The sequence below is a fragment of the Streptomyces sp. NPDC054975 genome (assembly GCF_053609105.1).
Window position 1 is genome coordinate 87,630 of the sequence record NZ_JBSGWV010000007.1, and the last position, 17,460, is coordinate 105,089.

The window sequence follows — 17,460 nt, forward strand, 5'->3', positions numbered from 1 at the left end:
CTCCCCGCGTACCCCCTCCCGCACGTCGTGCGCACCCGCGTGCGCCGCCCCGCCCGCTCGGCCGGAGGGCCCTTCGCCTACTGCCCGGCAGGGCGTCCGATCCCACGCCGCAGGAGCAGGTAGCAGCCCGAGGTGACGAGGATGCCGGCGGGCAGGGCGAGGTCGATTCCGCCGAGAGCGGCGGCGATCGGCCCGGTGTACAGGGTGTTGACACACAGTGCGGCCGCGCCCACCCCCGCTCCGAGTGCGAGCGCGCCCGGCACGTTGACGCCGCCGGAGTACCAGTAGGGACTGGCCGGACTCTCGTCCATCAGCGCGGGCCCGTCGTAGCGGTTGCGGCGCAGGGCGATGTCGGTGGCGTACAGCGCGGTGGCGGGGCCGAGGAGTACGACGGTGAGCTGGAGGACGTTGCTGACGGTGTCGAGGAAGTTGGAGACGAGCAGCGCGTACAGGGTCAGGCCGGAGGCGACGGCGCCGTCGACGACGACGCTGAAGGAACGGCGGATGCGCAGGCCCACCGCCTGGAGTGCGAGACCGGCGCTGTAGGCGGTCAGGGCGTTGATCGCGATCGTGCCGAGGACGAGGGCGAGCAGGAACACCGGGGTGAACCAGGCGGGCAGGATCTGCTCCAGTGCGGTCTGAGGGTCGGTCATGTCGACGGCGGTGGCCGCCAGCGCCCCCAGGGAACAGACGACGACGCTCGGCAGGAATCCACCCAGCGCGGTCCAGCCCATGACCGCGCGGGACGGCGCCGTACGCGGCAGGTAGCGGGAGAAGTCGGCGCTGGTGGTGTACGACAGGGGACCCGCCGCGATGAGCGTGACGCCCGCGAGGGCCGTCGCCCACAGATCCGTGCCGCTCTGCGGCGTTCCGGAGGAGTACCCGAAGTCGGCGTGGAGCAGGACCGCGTAGGCCACCACGCCGAAGGCGGCGGCGAGGGCGAGTGTGATCGGGAGGTACAGCTTCACGATCAGGGCGTGCCCGTAGACGCTGATGGTCAGGGTGACGCCGGCGATGACGAGTACGACGGCGACCTTCACGGCCGTGTTCGTCGGCAGGCCCGTTTTCGCGACGAGGGCGAAGGCCGCGGACGCGGCGGCGGCCAGGTTGAGGGCGAAGTAGCAGACGGAGATCATCCAGCCGGTGACCGCGTTGTTCACACGGTTGCCCCGGACCCCGTACATCGTCCGCGTGATCACCTCGCTCGGCGCGCCGGCCGCGGGCCCCGACATCGCGAGTACGCCGGTGAGCAGCCAGAACAGATTGCCGACGACGATGACCGCGAGGGCCTGCGCCAGGCTCAGTCCCATGAGGACCAGGGCGCCGCCGACGACCAGGCTGAGGTAGTTGACGTTGGCCGCGGCCCAGACGGCGAACAGTTCACGGGGCCGGCCGTGACGCTCCGCGTCGGGGATGTGGTCGATGCCGTGGACCTCGACCCGGCCCGCCCGCTCGGCGCCCGGGGGCGCCGGGTGTGCGCCCTGGGCGGAGGGGTGGGGGTCGGGGATGGTGGACGCCATGAGGCCCTCCGGATGCGTGTGGTGCCGACCTGCTTGCTTATTGGTCGCACACTCAATAGCATCGCTGGTATGTCGTCAAGCGTGCAGCGCAAACGAATTCGCAAGAGCCCCGAAGCCCGCCGCGCGGAGATCGTCGAGGCCGCGGCCCGCGTCGCCCTGACCGAGGGCCTCGAATGCGTCACCCTTCGGCGGATCGCCGAGGAGCTCGACGTACGCCCCGGCCTGATCAGCCACTACTTCCCCTCGGCGGAAGAACTCGTGGCCGAGGCCTTCGCCACCGCCGCCACCGGCGAACTGGACGCCCTGCTGCCCGCCGACCGCCCCGACGGCACACCTACGCACCACCTCGCGCGCTACTTCGCGCTGTCGACGGGCGAGGCGTACGACGACATCAGCCGCCTCTGGATCAACGCCCGCCACCTGAGCCGCTACCGCCCCCTCCTGCGCGAGAAGGTGGCAGAGATGGAACGGGCCTCCGACGACCGCCTCGAAGGCCTCATCCGCGACGGCGTGACAGCGGGGGAGTTCCGCACGGACGACCCCCGCGCGACGGCCATCCAGATCCTGGTGGTCATCGACGGCCTCGGCGCCCACGCGAACACCGACCGCGGCAACCGCCCGGACGTGGTGACCCGCATGGCCCTGACCACGGCAGAACGAGAACTGGGGTTGCCGAGCGGCACACTCGGCGCGGACGCGGACGGGGGCTGACGCCGGGGGCCGACGGAGGGGCCGGCCCCCGCCCGCCCCCACCCCGAACTACACCCCCTCCCCACTTCCCACACCCCGCCCACCCCTGGAGTCGCAGTGCGCCCCTCCCTGGTCCTCCTCTCGGCTCGTCTGCTCGACCCGATGACCGGCCACGTCCTGCCCGCCACCGCCCTGGCCGTCGCCGACGGCCGGATTGCCGCCCTGGGCGACGACCGCGAGATCCGCGCGCTCGCCGGCTCCGCCACCACCGTCCTCGACGTCAAGGGCGCCGTCGTCACCCCCGGACTGACCGACGGCCACCTCCACCCCGTCTCCGGCGCCGAGCTCACCCACGGCCTCGACCTGTCGGCCTGCACGGATCTCCCTTCCCTCCGCGAGGCCCTCGCGCGCGAGATCCGGACGCTCGAACCCGGCGCGTGGTTGTTCGGCTGGGGCCTGGACCCGAACGCGTTCGGCGACCACCCCGTCGAGTCCGCCGCACTCGCTCCCGTACTGGACGGCGTGCCGGCCCTGCTCCAGCTCTTCGACGCCCACTCGACGCTGGCCAGTCCCCGCGCCCTCGAACTCGCCGGAATCGACGGACCGCGGACCTTCGACCAGTCCGCCGAGATCGTCTGCGACCAGCAAGGCAGGCCGACCGGCCTCCTCCTGGAGGACGCGGCCTGCGAACTCGTCGAACGCGCCGCGCCCCAGCCCACCCACGCCGAGCGCCGCGAACGCCTTGCCGTCGCCCTGCGCGCGATGGCCGCGACCGGCCTGACGGGCGGGCACGCGATGGACGCCAACGGCGACAGCCTCGCCCTGTACGCGGAACTCGAAGCAGCCGGGGAACTTCCCCTGCGGCTGCGTGTCGCGCCGTGGTGCCAGCCCGGTACCGACGAGGCCGCGCTACGCGCCCTGATCGAGCAGCAGGGCACCGGCGGGGAACTGTGGCGTGTCGCCGGGGTCAAGCTGTTCATGGACGGAACCATCGACAACGGCACGGCCTGGCTCGAAAACCCCGACCGCCACGGCGAGTCCACCCATCCCTTCTGGCCCGACCCCGATGCCTACACCCGCGTCATCGCCACGCTGCACCGCGCCGGCGTGCCGACCGCCACCCACGCCATCGGTGACGCCGCCGTACGCCACGCCCTCGACGCCGTGGAGAAGGCCCAGGCCGCGGACGGGGTGAACGCCGCCGGCGTGCACGCAGTCCGCCACCGCATCGAGCACATCGAGAGCGTCCCCGACGACACCCTGCGCCGCTTCGCCGAACTCGGCGTCGTGGCCTCGATGCAGCCCACGCACTGCTGCGACTTCACCCGCGCCGACCACACCGACAACTGGTCCCGCCGCCTCGGCGAGGACCGTGCCTCGCGTGCGTGGCGCTGCCGCGACCTGCGGGACTCGGGCGCCACCGTCGTCCTCGGCTCGGACTGGCCGATCGCGCCGTTCCCACCCCTGGGCGTGATGGCAGGCGCTCGCCACCGCCGCCCCACCCGCGACCTGACGCAGCCCCCGCACGGCCCGGACCAGGCGCTCGACGCCTTGCACGCGCTCCAGGGAATGACGACGGGCCCGGCGTTCGCGGCGGGCGAGGAAGACCGGGCGGGCCGCCTCGCCGTCGGCTACCGCGCCGACCTGACGGTCTTCGCCGACAACCCGCTCACGACGTCCGCGACGGCCCTTGCTGACCTGCCCGTACTGCTGACGGTCCTCGACGGACGCGTCACCCACCGGGCGGCTTCCGTCTGACCGCGCGTCCGACGCCCACCCGCTCGATCGCCCACCCGCTCACGACAGAGCGCGTGCGACGACCGAGGCCGCGTCGGCGATGAGCTTGTTGTCGTAGTGGTCGTCGGCGCGGTGGCGGTTGGACAGTACGGCGATGACGATCGGAGCCCTGCCGGGCGGCCACAGCACGGCGATGTCGTTACGAGTGCCGTAGGTGCTGCCCGCCCCCGACTTGTCGCCGACGTCCCAGCTCGCGGGCACACCGGCGCGGACGAGTTCAGCGCCGGTCGTGTTCGTCCGCAACCACTGCGCCAACTGCTCACGCTGGGGCGGCCGAAGCGCGTTTCCGAGCACGAAGGCGCGCAGGTCACCCGCCAGAGCGCGCGGGGTGCTGGTGTCCTGGGTGGCGCCGGGCGCCCACTCGTTGAGCTCGGGCTCACGCCGCTCCATGTCGGTGACGTCGTCGCCCAACTCCTCGAGTACGGCATCGAGCGCCCGAGGCCCGCCGAGTTCGTCGAGAATCAGGTTGGCGGCGGTGTTGTCGCTGTGGCGGACAGCGGCGTCGCACAGCTCCTTCAACGTCATCCCGGTCTCCGTATGGCGTTCGGTGACGGGGGAGTGGGGCACCAGATCGCCCCGCGAGTAGGTGACGACGCGGTTCATGTCACCGGCGGTACGGTCACGCAACACCGCTCCGGCGGCCAGCGCCTTGAAGGTGGAGGCGTACGGAAAGCGTGCCCCGTCGTTGTACGCGACCTCCCGGCCGTTGCCCGTGTCGACCGCGTACACCCCCAGCCGGGCACCGTACGACCGTTCCAACTCCCGGAAGGACGCCTGGACGTCGGGCGCTCCGTTCGTCGGCGTGGTCGCTTCGCGTGACGCCGGGGCGGCGTCGGCTGGCGCGGGGGAGTCGGCGCATCCGGCGAGCGGCAGGAGTGCCAGCGCGGTCAGCGTGACGAGAACCCGATGGAGCCGCATGACAGACCTCTGATCGGACGAACGGGCGGAAGGACTGGGCGCGAAGAACGGAGAAGCACTGCGCACTCCCGCACCCGGGGTTCACCACACCCCACTCTGCCACCCACCACACGCCACCCGCCCGCGCTGTCCGGGGCATGTCCCGGACGGCGTGCGCCCCCAAGCCGGGCGGTGCCCTGAAAGGTCTGTACCGGCCCTCCCTGAACTCCCTGAACCGTCTGATCGGGCCCGAAGGAAGGTAAATGCGTCGACAGCGCCCCTTAGCGCCCGGCAAAGTGGCCGCCCGTGACGAGCAGTGAGCTGTGGACCCGTGCGACCGCCGACCGCTACGACGCCGAGGAGACCGAGATGTCCTCGGCCGCCGTTCTCGGACCGACTCTCGCATTCCTTGCCGGGCTCGCCGGAGACGGCCGGGCACTGGAGTTCGCCATCGGGACCGGACGAGTGGGCGTTCCGCTCCGGGAACGCGGCGTGCCGGTGGTGGGCATCGAACTGTCCGAGCACATGGCAGCGGTGCTGCGGCGCAAGATCGACGAGGACACGCTCCCGGTAGTCATCGGGGACATGGCCACCACCGTCGTTACCGGCGAGTTCACCCTGGTCTATCTCGTCTACAACACCATCACGAACCTGCTCACGCAGGACGAGCAGGTCGAGTGCTTCCGCAACGCCGCACGTCATCTGGAGCCCGGCGGCCGATTCGTCATCGAGCTGGGCGTACCGCCGCTGCGGTACCTGCCGCCCGGCCAGGTCGCGGTGCCGTTCGACGTCTCTGAGCAGCATCTCGGCTTCGACACCTTCGACCTCGTCGAGCAGATTCTCGTCTCGCACCACTTCACGCGCGACGGCGACGACGGCCGCTACCGCCGCGGCAACTCCCGCCACCGCTACGCCTGGCCCTCAGAGCTCGACCTGATGGCCCGGATCGCTGGGCTCGAGCTGGATCGTCGCGTCGCGGACTGGGACGGGGCGCCGTTCACCCAGGACTCCGCGAAGCACATCTCCGTGTGGCGCAAGCCGGCCTGAGGTCGGCCACCGGGCCGTCGACGTAAGCCGTGCCTGTCTCGCATCTGCGTGATCGGCCCCGCCTCTGCGTACGTGGGTCCCCTCGGCGGGTTTTCGGTCTACGTCCCGTCGGGGTGGAGGCCGGGGCCGAGGTCGCTGCCTTCGGCCAGTGGTGTGGGCGAAAGGTCGGTGGGTTCTTCACCGGCTTCCAGGAGAGTGTGGGCGGCGCCGACGATCAGGGGATCCGGTCGGCCGACCGCTGCCGGGTCCTTCTTGGCGTAGTCGATGCGCCACAGCAGGCTGCGCATCGCCTCCAGCCGCCCCCGCCGCTTGTCGTTGCTCTTGACGACGGTCCACGGAGCCTGCTCGGTGTCGGTGGCCCGGAACATGTCGACCTTCGCGGCGGTGTAGGCGTCCCACAGGTCCAGCGAAGCGATGTCCGTGGGCGACAGCTTCCACTGACGCACCGGATCCACCTGGCGAATCGCGAACCGGGTGCGCTGCTCGGCGCGCGACACGGAGAACCAGAACTTCACCAGCAGGATCCCGTCGGCGACCAGCATGCTCTCGAACGCGGGGCACTGCCGCAGAAAGAGCTCGTAGTCCTGCTGGGAGCAGAAACCCATGACCCTCTCGACGCCCGCGCGGTTGTACCAGGAGCGGTCGAAGAAGACGATCTCACCAGCGGTGGGGAGCTGGGCGACGTAGCGCTGGAAGTACCACTGGCCGGCCTCCCGCTCGGAGGGCTTGTCCAGGGCGACGATCCGGGCGCCACGCGGGTTGAGCCGCTCCGTGAACCGTTGGATCGTGCCGCCCTTGCCGGCCGCGTCCCGGCCCTCGCAGATCACCACGAGCCGAGCCCCCGTCTCCTTCACCCAGCGTTGGAGCTTCAGCAGCTCGATCTGGAGGATCCGCTTGGTCCGCTCGTACTCGCCACGCCGGATCTTCCGGTCGTACGGGTAGTTCTCCTGCCACGTCCGGATCGGCGCACCGGTCGAGTCCAGCAGGACAGGCTGCTCCGGACGGCGGTCGTCCACGCTCAGCCCCGCCAGCAGATCGTCGGTCTCGGACTGCTCGAACTCGTGCTCATCCATGACGAACCCCTACCCGCAGAACGGGCCCATGATCAGGCCGCGGTGGTGAGCAGGTCGCTCAGGGGCTGGGCCGAGTCCGTTCCGGAGTGGCCGAGGGGCGCGTCGAAGCTCCAGACGAGGAAGAGGAGGAAGACCACCAGGGCGCTGAAGGTGGTGGCCAGGAGCAGTTCGCGCGCGGAGCGGCGGATCTGCAAGGTGTAGAGCAGGCTCAGGACGACCAGGGCGCCGGCGACGAGGCCGAACCAGAGTGCGGCGGGCAGGGTGGTGCCGGAGGTGTCCAGGCGCTGGTGACGGGCGTCGTCCGCGGCCGCCACCTGGTCCAGGAGCGGCTGGTAGGCCTGGGCCTGGAGTTCGTCGGCCGGGGTGTGATGCGCGATGTCGCTCCGGATGCGGCCCAGCAGCTCGGCGCCGGTGCCGTCGACGGGAGCGCCGTCCTTCAGGGCGGGCCATTCGGTGGTGACGGCGTGCCGGGCGTAGGCGTCGATGTGCTCCTTGATCTGGGTCCGGAAGGCGGCCGGATAGACATCCAGGCGCTGGTCGATCTCGTACAGCGCCTGAGCCTCGCGCTGCACGGTGTCCTCGGCCGCGCTACGGGCTTCCCACACACCGGCGATCGCCAGACCGAGCACGATGGCGTAGACGACGCCGACCATCATGACCATGTACTCCAGCACGTCCGGGGTCTGGGAGGTGTCCTCATCGGCTGCTACGCGGCGGTGCCGCACGACGGTCGCCGTGACGACGAGAACGCAGACCAGGACCGAGGCCAGGGTGTAGACGAGCCATTCCGGCATTGCACAACTCCATGACAAGCGAAGCGACGTGAACGAGGTACTGGGGCGGACGCGGTGGGCCGGTCAGGCACCCCCGGCCCACCGGAGAGGCGACGGTCAGCCACGGCCGCGGCGACGGGACCCCGGCCGCAGGGCGGCCGCGGCCAGGACGGCCGGCAGGGTGACCACGACCGTGGACATGGTCATCGAGATCTTGGCCGGCGCCGGACGCGCCGGACCGCCGGTGTAGTGCGAGCGCGGCACCCACCGGAAGGCTTGAGCCTCTTGCGCCGGTTGCGGCGGCGCCGGGGCCGGAGCCTGGGTGGCGCGCGGCACTGCGGCGGCCGGGGGCGCCGGGGGCTGCGGTGCGGCGGGTGCCGGGGCCGGTGCCGCTCGCGCCGAGCGTGCGGGCGCGGGGCCGGGCGGCTCGGGCGGCTCGGACTCGGGGACCGCCGGGGAGGCAGGCGAGGGAGACGGCCGAGACCAGGGCGGGGGCGACGTCGACGGGGCTGGCGGGGACGGCGGGGTGCACGTGGGTCGCGGGGCTCCGGGTGCCTCGTCGCCGTAGCCCATGTCGACCTGTACGTCAGGGGCACACACCACCAGGCGGCCGCCGGCGGGGGCGTGGTCCATGACGACGGTGACGTCGCCGTACGGCGGCAGCGGGCACAACGCTGCCGCAGCCCCCAGCCCGACACTGATCCAGCCACCCACTCGTCGTTCCTTCCGGTGATGACCTGACGCCAGACGCGCGCCCTGGACCTACGGGGCGGGGACGCCGCCGCCCTCAGGCGCCGCCCCTGCGGGTAACGATCATGGGAGGGGCCGGTCACGGACATCGGACGCGCTGCCTGCCATCGGAGTGAACGAATCATTCGCTCCCGTGGTCACCTCCCGGCAGCGTTCGCATGCCCGAGGGAACCAACGATCGTCGGGCGACAGTCTGCTGGGGCATGACCTTCCAGCGGATCGCCCACGGCTGCGCCCAGTTCTGGCGCTTCGGGCTCGACCAGGTGCGGGCTGTCGCCTTCGCCGTCGTCCTCGTCGGCGGCATCGGCGCCTCGCGGCTGCTACCCGGCGACCTGCCGATCGCGCGCTACGACCTGCTCCTGCTCTACGGCGTGGCCCTGACGGTCCTGGCCCGCAAGGTCGGATGGGACGGCCCCCGGGACACCGCTGTGATCCTGGGCTGCCATCTTGTGGGCCTGCTCTTCGAGCTCGTCAAAGTGCGCATGGGCTCGTGGAGCTATCCGGAGGACGCCCTTTCCAAGATCGCGGGCGTTCCTCTCTACGGCGGATTCCTCTACAGCGCCGTGGGCAGTTACTGCTGCCGGGCGTGGAAGATCATGGATCTGTCGCTGACCGCGTACCGGCCGCGGCTGATGGCCGCCCTCGCGGCCGCGGTGTACCTGAACTTCTTCACCCACCACTGGCTGCCGGACGCGCGGCTGCTGCTGGCCGTGCTGCTGCTCGCTGCCATGGCCGGCACCTGGGTCCACTTCACGGTGGGGCTCTCCCGCTACCGGATGCCGCTGGCCCTGGCCTTCGCGCTGATCGGGTTCTTCCTCTGGGTCGCGGAGAACGCCGCCACCTACGTCGGCGCCTGGAGCTACCCCCACCAGCTCGACGGCTGGCAACCCGTACCCCTCACCAAGTTCGGCGCCTGGGCCCTCTTGATCAGCGTCACCTTCGTCATGGTCGCCCGTACCCGGGGTACGCCTGATCAGCGCGACCGGGTCACCCCCGGCGAGTCGTCCCGTCGGGTGGGCCGACCCCGCGCCGTACGGTCGTAAACCCCGCAGGTTAGAGTCGTGGGTGGTCGCGCTGCCGCACCAGGGTGAAGCGCAGGGCCGGGGCCGGCTGTCGATCACGAGCTCGACGACGTCACCCACCGCCATTGCCCCGTCCGGCCGCTCCGGCCGCCTGCCACGGAAACCGCGTACATGAATACCGACGCCCCCCTGCGTCCCGATCCGCACGCCGCCCTCCCCGACCGCCCTCCCCACGCCGCACCGCCCCACACCGCTCCCGCCGCCACCCTCGACGGCCCCCGCCCGCCGAGGTTCGCCGGCAAGGCCCCGGCGAGGCCCACGCCGGTGGCCGCGATCCACAGCGTGAGTGCCGCGACGGCCGTCCTCCTCGCGCTCGTCGCGATCGGCGCGCTCATCCACGAACCGGTGCTGATACCCCCGCTGGCCGCCAGCGCCGCCCTGGTGCACGCCGCCCCCACGCTGCCTCTGGCCCAGCCCCGCAGCGTCATCCTGGGCCACCTGTTCGGCGCTGCCGTGGGCTACGCGGCCCTCGCCGCCGTCGGCAGCCACGCGTGGACCGCGGCCGTGGCCGCCGGCCTCACGCTGGCCCTGACCACGTTCGCCCGTACGCCGCACTCCGCGGCCTGTGCCACCGCCGTCGTCATCGTGCTCCAGACGCCCGAGCCCACGCGTTTCGTCCCGCTCCTCCTCGGTTCCACGGTCCTCCTGGTGCTGACGGGGTACGCCGGGTCGCGCATCCGGCGCGCGGGGCCGAGGTATCCCGCCTACTGGTGGTGACCTGCCGGCGTCCGGCCGTCGACACCGACGGCTGCGGGACGCCGCGCAGGGGCCTGGGCATGGTTGCGGACAGGGAGGGCAATCGACAGTCATCCGATGGCTCGATCCCTGGGCGGCGACATGCGAAGTGTGGGTGTGGAAGAAGAGTTGCTGCTGGTGGACGCGCACAGTGGTGCGCCGCGCGCCGTCTCAGGAGCGGTTCTCGCGGCGGCCGATCGCCTGGCCTGGCAGACCCCGGGAGGCAACGCCGACGGCAGCGGACGCGGCAGCGGTGGCGCTCGCGAGGAGCACGCGTTCGAGGCGGAACTGCAGAAGGAGCAGTTGGAGTTCGCCACCAAGCCGGTGACGGACATGGGCGAGCTCCAGGAGGAGATCGTCCGTATCCGCGGGGAAGCCGCCCGGCACGCGGCGACCGCCGGCGCCAAGGTGGCCGCGATCGCGACCTCGCCGCTGTCCGTGCGGCCCTCGCTGAGCGTCGGGCCGCGCTATCAGTGGCTCGGCAAACAGTTCGGGCTGACCGCGCAGGAGCAGCTGACCTGCGGCTGCCACGTCCATGTGTCGGTCGCCTCCGACGAGGAGGGCGTCGCCGTCCTGGACCGCATCCGGCCATGGCTGGCCGTCCTGGCGGCGATGAGCGCGAACTCGCCGTTCTGGCAGGGTGAGGACAGCGGATACGCCGCCTACCGCAGCCAGGTGTGGAACCGCTGGCCCTCCGCCGGCCCGTACGAGCTCTTCGGCTCCGCCGACCGCTACCACGAGCAGGTCCGCACGATGATCGGCACCGGTGTGCTGCGCGACGAAGGCATGATCTACTTCGACGCCCGGCTGTCGGCCTCGTACCCCACGGTCGAGATCCGGGTGGCCGACGTCTGCCTGGACGCCTCCGCCCCCGTCCTGCTGGCGGCGCTCATACGTGCCCTGGTCGAGACCGCGGCCCGTGACTGGCAGGACGGTCTGCCCCCGGCCAGGGTGGGGACGAGCCTGCTGCGACTGGCCTCATGGCGGGCAGGCCGCTCGGGTCTCGACGGTCCGCTCCTGCACCCCGAAACCATGCGGGAGACATCGGCCGAGCACGCGGTCATGGCCCTGTACCAGCACGTTCGCGAGGCACTGGTGGACCACGGCGAGGACGAGTGGGTCCGCGAAGGCATCGCTCACCTCCACGAACGCGGGACCGGCGCCCGCGTGCAGCGTCGGCTGTACGGCAGTGAGGGATCACTCTCCTCCGTCGTCACGCGGTGCGCCGAGCTGACGATCACGTCGTGAGACCCACTCCGGCGCCCTCCGCCTGGCCTCGGTCGACCTACCGCCTCAGTCGACATCGGCCCGTGCCGTGCCCATCTTCAGGCCGTCGACCCAGTGGACGGACTCCACGTCGAAGATGGTGGAGCCGTAGGTGCCCCAGCGGGGTACGTTGCCCTTGAGGTCCCACGTCCGCGCGTTCTGGCGGTCCACGACCAGTCGGCCGTTGACGTACAGGGCGAACGAACCGCTCGTGGAGGACCGGGCGTCGATGCCCAGCTCGATCTTGTTCCACGTACCGGGCGTCCAGGGGACGCTGCCCGCGGAGATCCACTGCTCGCCCGGCGCGACGTACCAGATCTTCAGCCGGCTGTCCTCGACCTTCATGATCACGGGGTAGTTCTGGTCGTGCTCATCGCCGGTGCCCCAGGACTTCCACTGGAAGATGGTCTGGGCGTTGCCGGTCTTGGTCATGGACTCCCAGCCGAACCAGTACGTCCTGCCCGATGTGAGGGTGCGGCCGGCGATGCCGTGCCCCTCGCACCGCTCGGATCCCGCTGCCTTGGTGAAGCCGAAGATCCTTCCGCGACCGTCGTTCCAGTCCGGCTGGTACACGTACGACGGGGAGCCGCAGAGCACGGAGGCGAACACGGCGGTCCCTCCGTTGTCCGCGTCCCCGTCCCACTCCACCGAGGCATGCGCGGGCGGCGCCCACACGAGCGAGAGCGCAGCGGCGACCAGGGTGGGGGAGCGGCGGGGGAGACGTCCGGGCTGGTGGTGACGCATGGCTACCTCCTGTGGGGTCGTACGGATTCCGTGAGAGGCGCTCCGGCTGTCGTACGGATCCCGTCGGATTCCGTGAGAGGTGACGCCCGGCCCCCCGCCTCCACCTCAGCCCAGTCGGACAGTGATCTTCTGCGGGGCGCCGGCCTGGCCGGTCAGGTCGCCGAAGGTGAGCTTGAGTGACGAGCCGGTGGTGGCGGCGGTCACCGTGGCGGGCTTCGAGAGCACCTTGCTCACCCGGCGGTTCCAGACGACGTCCAACGACGTGGCCTGTCGTGCGGGGTCCGAGACGACGATCGTCGCCGTGCCGTTGCGATGCTCCCGTACGAGTACCGAAGCGGGAGCGTCGGCTCCGAGCCTCTCGACGGTGCCCGCGCTCCAGAAGTTCACCGCGGTGAGCCCCAACCTGGGCACACGCACGCCCTGTTGATCGCTGGAGTTGGCAAGAATCCGCAGCCACCCCCTGTCGCGGGCGCGGTGGGCGGTGGTCCTGGCGCCGGCGCCCGGCAGCAGGACGTAGGCGTAGTGGCCGTCGGTCGGATCGACACCGTGGTCGGTGAAGAGGGTCAGGTAGCGGCGGGTGATCGGGTCGGGAGAGCCACCGGTGTTGATGTCCCTCCAGGAGCCGGTGCGTTCCTCGCGCACCGCGCTGACCCGGGCGCCGCCCGGAAAGACGTAGCCCGCCTGCCCTGCGATGTGGGCCCACTCGGCGTCGTCGAAGGTCTCCGACCAGCCCTGCGCCACCGGTTGCGCCTGGCCGTCGACGGTGAGGCCCGGGGCGCCGGTCGCACCGAGGGCGCGGTTGTCGACGGTCGTCTCGACGGCGTGGCCGTCCGTGGAGGTGATGCCGGCGCCCAGGCAGACGACGGAGTCGTCGAGGCAGAACCAGGACTTCTTGGCGTTCATGGTGCTGGACAGGCCCTTGAGATGCTGGCCGATGGCGGCGAACTCGCCGTCGGTGGTGCCGCCGACCCAGGCGGCGTCCGGCATGGGCTGCCCCCAGTTGCCGCCCTCGCCGTCGGCGAGAGGCTTGCGCGACGCGGTGATACCGGGCAGCCGGTACGGGTCCACCGTGGGCCAGTACGCGTCCGAGTACTGCTCAAGACCGAAGTCGCGGCCCCACCAGGACAGCCAGCCCGCGCCGGTGTGGTAGCCACGGGCGTGCTCGCCGTTGCCGAACTCGTAGTGGGCGATGCGGTTCGAGGCCATGGAGACCGAGACCGCCCAGTCGCGACGGCGGTGCGTGGCCCGCGCCATGGTGGGGAACAGCCGGTGCTCGACGGGCTCCGGGGCGGCCCTGACGGACGTGTCGTCCTGCAAGGACTGCAGGAGCGACGCCCGGATCAGGCTCAGACCGGGGTTCTTCAGCGCAGGGTAGTAGTAGTCCCGCTGCAGCCAGCCCTTGACCATCGCGCGCCACCGGGCGTTCTCCTCGGGGCTCGCTCCCTGGCCGACCAACAGGATGGTCGCCATGAGGCCGTGGGCGCGCTGGTGGTCGCTGCCGCCCATCCGGCTGATCCCCCGGCTGCTCACGTTGTCCATGATCAGACCGTTGTAGATGAACGGCGCGACGGCCTTCTCGATCGTGTCGAGGAACAGTTGCGTGCCCGCGTCCGTCACCTCCCAGGTCGACCCGCGCAGCAGCGCCAGCAGCCGCCCCACCCCGTCGTGGAGCACCGCGCCGTAGCCCCCGATGTAGGGGACGTTCCGATGCTGGATGAACGATCCGTCGTCGTAGAAGCCGTCCCCCGAGGTGACATAGGGGAACACCGGTGCCAGCGCCTTGGAGGCCAGCGCGAGCCTGCGCGCGTCCTTGCCGACGATCCCGCGCAGAATGACTCCCCGGCACAGGTCGACCCGGTTGGCGCCGGTACTGGTTCCCGTGTACGAGGCGAAGACCGAGTCCGGCACGAACGCGTCCACGGCCCGGCAGTAGCCGGCGATCTGCGCCGCCGACAGGTGGTCGTACATGAGCACGCACGTATCCATCAGCGCCTGGGGAGCGCCGATCTGCCAGTTGTACCAATTGCCGTAGCGCGCGGTGTTCTCGTTGTAGACCTCCGTGTGGAGGTGCTCGAGGCCGGTGAGGACGGCGTCCCTGAGCACGGCGTCCCCGGTCAGCCCGGTGCCCGGCTGGGAGTACGCCTCGGCCATGGTCCGCAGCCGGTTGAAGCTGTCGTTCATGATCCCCGAGAAGGCGTACGACTCCGCGTCGAGGTCCGGCTCCGGATCGGCCCAGGACCGGCCGGGCCAGAGCGAACCACGCGCCGGGGCCATGGTCGCCCGGTAGGCGGCCGCGGTGGTGCCGAGGGTGGCGAGGATGGTCCGGTACGGCTCAGCCGTCGGACTGAAGCCCGTACCGAGTATGAGCGCGCGCCACTTGCCACGGAGCGCGTCGAACTCCGCGTCCGACGCGGTGGTGACCGCGCCGTCAGCCCCGGTGACGTGCACGGCGGCGGAGGACGGGTGCGTGAGCGCTCCGGTGAGCCCGAAGGCGAGCGCGCCCCCACCGGCGGCGTGGAGGAACGTGCGGCGGCGCCAGGGAGATGCCATGGGACACGACCTTTACGGGAGGTGAGCGCGTCGTTGCCTCGGCGCTGTCTGTCGATGGCTCGTGAGCGGGGGTTTTCTAGCACGCGGAAATTCAAGACAGCAACGGTTTGGACAAGAACAGCCAGTAGATGTCCGTTCGTTGGAAAAGCGACAGAATCGATCGCGAGCTGGCTACACTCCTTCTGAACTGGGGTGTCGTCCGAGGGGAGCGGGAAGTGCACGCGGAGAACAGGCATCAGGCGATCCTGCGCAGGCTGAGGGAAGAAGGCTCCCTGAGAGTCAGCGATTTCGCGGCCGAGCTGGGTGTCTCGCCGGTCACGGTCCGCCGGGACGTGGAGATCCTCGCCGACCGCGGCCTCGTCGCCCGGGTGCACGGCGGGGCGATGCTCCCCGACACCTGGGCGGAGACCGCCCCCGCCGGAACGGCCCGCGGCGCTCGGACCCCCGGCCGGCAACGCGTCATCGGCCTGATCGTGCCGTCCGCCGACTACTACTACCCCGAGGTGATCAAGGGAGCGCGGGAGGCCGCTGCCGCCCACAACCTCCGCCTCGTACTGGACATTTCGGGGTACGACGCGGGGGAGGAGCGCACGCAGGTCGAGCGGATGATCGGCGACGGCGTCGACGGGCTGCTCGTCGTCCCGTCCGGGCCGCGCGGCTGGTACGAAGAACTCGCCGTCCCCGTCGTGATCGTGGAGCGCCGACCCGAGGCCGACGAGGTGGCCGGGATCGACCACGTCCTGTCCGACCACGTCCATGGGGCGCGGCTGGCCGTACGGCATCTCGCCGAGGCGGGCCGCCGCCACCTGGTGCTGCTCCTGCGGGGGACGAGCCCGACCGCGCAATGGATCATCGAGGGCTTCGAGGCCGGCGTACGAGCGGCCGGGCTCGAAGCGCCCCCTTCGACATCCGTCCTGGACCTCGCCGACGCGGGCCACGGCAGCCCCGAGTACGACACCCCGATCGAGGCGCTTCTCGACGCCGTGGCGGAGGGCCGCGTCGACGCGGTCATCGCCCACCCCGACAACGAGGCGCTCGCGCTGCTCAGGCGCTTGCGCGCACGGTCGATCCCGGTCCCGGACAAGGTCGCGATCGTGGCGTACGACGACGAGGTGGCCGGCCTCGCCGACATCCCGCTGAGCGCCATCGCCCCCGCGAAGCACGAAGTCGGTTCAGCCGCAGTGGAGTTGCTGGTGCGCCGACTCGACCAGCCGGACGCCCCCCGACACCGGCTCTTCGTCCTCCCGCAGCTACGGGCACGCTCGTCCAGCGGCGGCTGATCCGCCGTGGGGCCCGCCGCCCTATGCCGGCTGGTTCGCGGTGGGCGGTTGGAAGCAGGCCGTGACGTCCTTGCCGCGGGGGCAGCGGTGGGCCTGCCACTCGTCGGCGAGGGCATCGATGAGGAGCAGCCCGCGTCCCCCGAGAGCCTGGTCGCCGGCGCGACGCTGCTCCGGCAGGTGGGACGAAGAGTCGTGCACGGTCACGTGCAGGCACTGCTCGTCCCAGGTGAGAATGAGTTGGGCGTCGCTGTGGGCGTGGACATGGGCGTTGGTGACGAGTTCGGAAACGGCCAGCACGACCGAGTCCACCATGTCAGGTGCCGTCCGCGACCAGCCGATGGCCGTCAGATGCTCACGTGTCCAGTCCCTTGCCGCCTTCACGCCGCTGCTGATGGGCAGCGAACGCGCCCACCCCACGGCTCGCATCGACGGTTCCCGTGCCATTGGCCCTCCTCCTTCGGTCGCCCCCACCCTGCTTCCTTCGTCTGCCCGGCATGAGGCAGCCAGAACGTGAGCCGGGAACAAACCGGCCTCCCCGAGCAGGCCGCCCTATGCCGCCGGCACATCGGGCCGTCGGCACTACGCCACCGCAGACGTGATTCGTGGAGCTTCGGGAGTGTGGACGCGGGTCCCAGGGGCACGCGACCCGGAGAGGGCCGCTGGACCGGCTCCCTCCCTCCCGGTGCTGACGACCGATCGGCGTGTGCACGGGAATGCGGAGCACCGGCGGCCGCCGACCTGATGAGCATCGTTACGCGAACAGAGGAGTGACGGCATGACCGACAACCTGTGGAGCTATGACGCGACGTCCGGTCACCTGGCAGGCACCGACCTGACCGGATGGACTGTCGAGGCGACTGACGGCCACGTCGGCACGGTGGACAAGCACTCCGACGAGGCCGGTGACGCCTATCTGGTCGTGGACACCGGCGCGTGGATCTTCGGCAAGGAGGTGCTGATCCCCGCGAGTGCCGTGACCCTGGTCGACGTGGAGGTACAGGCGGTCTACCTCGCCCTGTCCAAGGAACAGGTCAAGGACGCACCGGAGTTCCAGTCCGAGAAGTACCTCGCCGACGTTCAGTACCGTGAGGAGATCGCGAGCCACTACCGCGCGGGCGGCCCGTTCTCGGGAGGCGCGGGCGCCATCTGATGCCCGTACCGACTTCCGTACCGGTACGACGAGGGTGGCTGCGCCGGGCAGGGTGACCGTAGCGGCCGAGGCGGCGATCACCCGGTCGTCGTCCTCCGTCGTCCCT

16 protein-coding genes are annotated in these 17,460 nt (G+C 71.1%); 8 read left to right on the forward strand and 8 right to left on the reverse strand.

The genetic code is table 11. From position 1 onward, the window contains the following. Positions 1–77: 77 nt before the first annotated feature. Positions 78–1,520, reverse strand: coding sequence for a purine-cytosine permease family protein (locus ACWF79_RS10775; protein ID WP_453727723.1), 1,443 nt, complete (start codon positions 1,518–1,520; stop codon positions 78–80). Positions 1,521–1,589: 69 nt separating this feature from the next. On the opposite strand from ACWF79_RS10775, the gene ACWF79_RS10780 reads away from it, so the two are divergent. Together ACWF79_RS10780 and ACWF79_RS10785 are read left to right on the forward strand one after the other, a co-directional pair. Beyond that, positions 1,590–2,231 carry a TetR/AcrR family transcriptional regulator gene (locus ACWF79_RS10780; RefSeq protein ID WP_453727724.1) on the forward strand — a complete coding sequence of 214 codons (642 nt, stop codon included), beginning with the start codon at positions 1,590–1,592 and terminating at the stop codon, positions 2,229–2,231. Positions 2,232–2,327: 96 nt separating this feature from the next. Further along, entirely contained in the window at positions 2,328–3,968 is a 1,641-nt protein-coding gene (locus tag ACWF79_RS10785; protein ID WP_453727725.1) for an amidohydrolase, read from the forward strand. Positions 3,969–4,007: 39 nt separating this feature from the next. Here the strand turns inward: ACWF79_RS10785 and bla are convergent, their stop codons facing one another. Next, a complete protein-coding gene (gene bla, locus ACWF79_RS10790) occupies positions 4,008–4,925 on the reverse strand; it encodes a class A beta-lactamase (RefSeq protein ID WP_453727726.1) in 918 nt (305 codons plus the stop codon). Between the two features lie 285 nt (positions 4,926–5,210). Between bla and ACWF79_RS10795 the strand changes: the two genes are divergently transcribed. Then, a complete protein-coding gene (locus ACWF79_RS10795; protein ID WP_453727727.1) occupies positions 5,211–5,951 on the forward strand; it encodes a class I SAM-dependent DNA methyltransferase in 741 nt (246 codons plus the stop codon). A gap of 98 nt (positions 5,952–6,049) precedes the next feature. Here the strand turns inward: ACWF79_RS10795 and ppk2 are convergent, their stop codons facing one another. The 3 genes from ppk2 to ACWF79_RS10810 all read right to left on the reverse strand — a co-directional run bounded on the left by ppk2 (position 6,050) and on the right by ACWF79_RS10810 (position 8,061). Next, positions 6,050–7,024, reverse strand: a complete 975-nt coding sequence (gene ppk2, locus ACWF79_RS10800) for a polyphosphate kinase 2 (protein WP_453727728.1) — start codon at positions 7,022–7,024, stop codon at positions 6,050–6,052. 32 nt (positions 7,025–7,056) lie between these two features. Continuing rightward, complete coding sequence (locus ACWF79_RS10805) at positions 7,057–7,818, reverse strand: bestrophin-like domain (protein WP_453727729.1); 762 nt, start codon at positions 7,816–7,818, stop codon at positions 7,057–7,059. 96 nt (positions 7,819–7,914) lie between these two features. Continuing rightward, a complete protein-coding gene (locus ACWF79_RS10810) occupies positions 7,915–8,061 on the reverse strand; it encodes a hypothetical protein (protein WP_453727730.1) in 147 nt (48 codons plus the stop codon). Positions 8,062–8,750: 689 nt separating this feature from the next. On the opposite strand from ACWF79_RS10810, the gene ACWF79_RS10815 reads away from it, so the two are divergent. The 3 genes from ACWF79_RS10815 (at position 8,751) to ACWF79_RS10825 (ending at position 11,612) form a co-directional block, all read left to right on the forward strand. Beyond that, positions 8,751–9,590, forward strand: a complete 840-nt coding sequence (locus ACWF79_RS10815) for a DUF817 domain-containing protein (protein WP_453727731.1) — start codon at positions 8,751–8,753, stop codon at positions 9,588–9,590. A gap of 150 nt (positions 9,591–9,740) precedes the next feature. Continuing rightward, a complete protein-coding gene (locus ACWF79_RS10820; protein ID WP_453727732.1) occupies positions 9,741–10,346 on the forward strand; it encodes an HPP family protein in 606 nt (201 codons plus the stop codon). Between the two features lie 120 nt (positions 10,347–10,466). Next, positions 10,467–11,612, forward strand: a complete 1,146-nt coding sequence (locus ACWF79_RS10825) for a glutamate--cysteine ligase (RefSeq protein WP_453727808.1) — start codon at positions 10,467–10,469, stop codon at positions 11,610–11,612. A gap of 45 nt (positions 11,613–11,657) precedes the next feature. On the opposite strand, the gene ACWF79_RS10830 is transcribed toward ACWF79_RS10825, so the two are convergent. Further along, on the reverse strand, positions 11,658–12,374 hold the full coding sequence (locus tag ACWF79_RS10830; RefSeq protein ID WP_453727733.1) for a heparin lyase I family protein: 717 nt from the start codon (positions 12,372–12,374) through the stop codon (positions 11,658–11,660). Between the two features lie 105 nt (positions 12,375–12,479). After that, the gene (locus ACWF79_RS10835) at positions 12,480–14,924 is read right to left on the reverse strand and encodes a polysaccharide lyase 8 family protein (protein WP_453727734.1); all 2,445 of its coding nucleotides are present in this window, start codon (positions 14,922–14,924) and stop codon (positions 12,480–12,482) included. 215 nt (positions 14,925–15,139) lie between these two features. On the opposite strand from ACWF79_RS10835, the gene ACWF79_RS10840 reads away from it, so the two are divergent. Further along, on the forward strand, positions 15,140–16,204 hold the full coding sequence (locus tag ACWF79_RS10840) for a LacI family DNA-binding transcriptional regulator (RefSeq protein WP_453727735.1): 1,065 nt from the start codon (positions 15,140–15,142) through the stop codon (positions 16,202–16,204). A gap of 21 nt (positions 16,205–16,225) precedes the next feature. Here the strand turns inward: ACWF79_RS10840 and ACWF79_RS10845 are convergent, their stop codons facing one another. Continuing rightward, positions 16,226–16,648: an ATP-binding protein gene (locus tag ACWF79_RS10845; RefSeq protein WP_453727736.1), complete on the reverse strand. Its 423-nt coding sequence runs from the start codon at positions 16,646–16,648 to the stop codon at positions 16,226–16,228. A 331-nt stretch (positions 16,649–16,979) separates the two neighbouring features. Here ACWF79_RS10845 and ACWF79_RS10850 point away from each other — a divergent pair, with 331 nt between their 5' ends. Then, a complete protein-coding gene (locus ACWF79_RS10850; protein ID WP_453727737.1) occupies positions 16,980–17,354 on the forward strand; it encodes a PRC-barrel domain-containing protein in 375 nt (124 codons plus the stop codon). Positions 17,355–17,460 lie beyond the last annotated feature (106 nt).

What these genes read in the sequence shown, in the direction of transcription:
- ACWF79_RS10775 (WP_453727723.1), bottom strand. Translation starts at nt 1,520, where the DNA reads ATGGCGTCCACCATCCCCGACCCCCACCCCTCCGCCCAGGGCGCACAC.
- ACWF79_RS10780 (WP_453727724.1), top strand. Translation starts at nt 1,590, where the DNA reads ATGTCGTCAAGCGTGCAGCGCAAACGAATTCGCAAGAGCCCCGAAGCC.
- bla (WP_453727726.1), bottom strand. Translation starts at nt 4,925, where the DNA reads ATGCGGCTCCATCGGGTTCTCGTCACGCTGACCGCGCTGGCACTCCTG.
- ppk2 (WP_453727728.1), bottom strand. Translation starts at nt 7,024, where the DNA reads ATGGATGAGCACGAGTTCGAGCAGTCCGAGACCGACGATCTGCTGGCG.
- ACWF79_RS10805 (WP_453727729.1), bottom strand. Translation starts at nt 7,818, where the DNA reads ATGCCGGAATGGCTCGTCTACACCCTGGCCTCGGTCCTGGTCTGCGTT.
- ACWF79_RS10815 (WP_453727731.1), top strand. Translation starts at nt 8,751, where the DNA reads ATGACCTTCCAGCGGATCGCCCACGGCTGCGCCCAGTTCTGGCGCTTC.
- ACWF79_RS10820 (WP_453727732.1), top strand. Translation starts at nt 9,741, where the DNA reads ATGAATACCGACGCCCCCCTGCGTCCCGATCCGCACGCCGCCCTCCCC.
- ACWF79_RS10825 (WP_453727808.1), top strand. Translation starts at nt 10,467, where the DNA reads ATGCGAAGTGTGGGTGTGGAAGAAGAGTTGCTGCTGGTGGACGCGCAC.
- ACWF79_RS10830 (WP_453727733.1), bottom strand. Translation starts at nt 12,374, where the DNA reads ATGCGTCACCACCAGCCCGGACGTCTCCCCCGCCGCTCCCCCACCCTG.
- ACWF79_RS10835 (WP_453727734.1), bottom strand. Translation starts at nt 14,924, where the DNA reads ATGGCATCTCCCTGGCGCCGCCGCACGTTCCTCCACGCCGCCGGTGGG.
- ACWF79_RS10845 (WP_453727736.1), bottom strand. Translation starts at nt 16,648, where the DNA reads ATGGCACGGGAACCGTCGATGCGAGCCGTGGGGTGGGCGCGTTCGCTG.
- ACWF79_RS10850 (WP_453727737.1), top strand. Translation starts at nt 16,980, where the DNA reads ATGACCGACAACCTGTGGAGCTATGACGCGACGTCCGGTCACCTGGCA.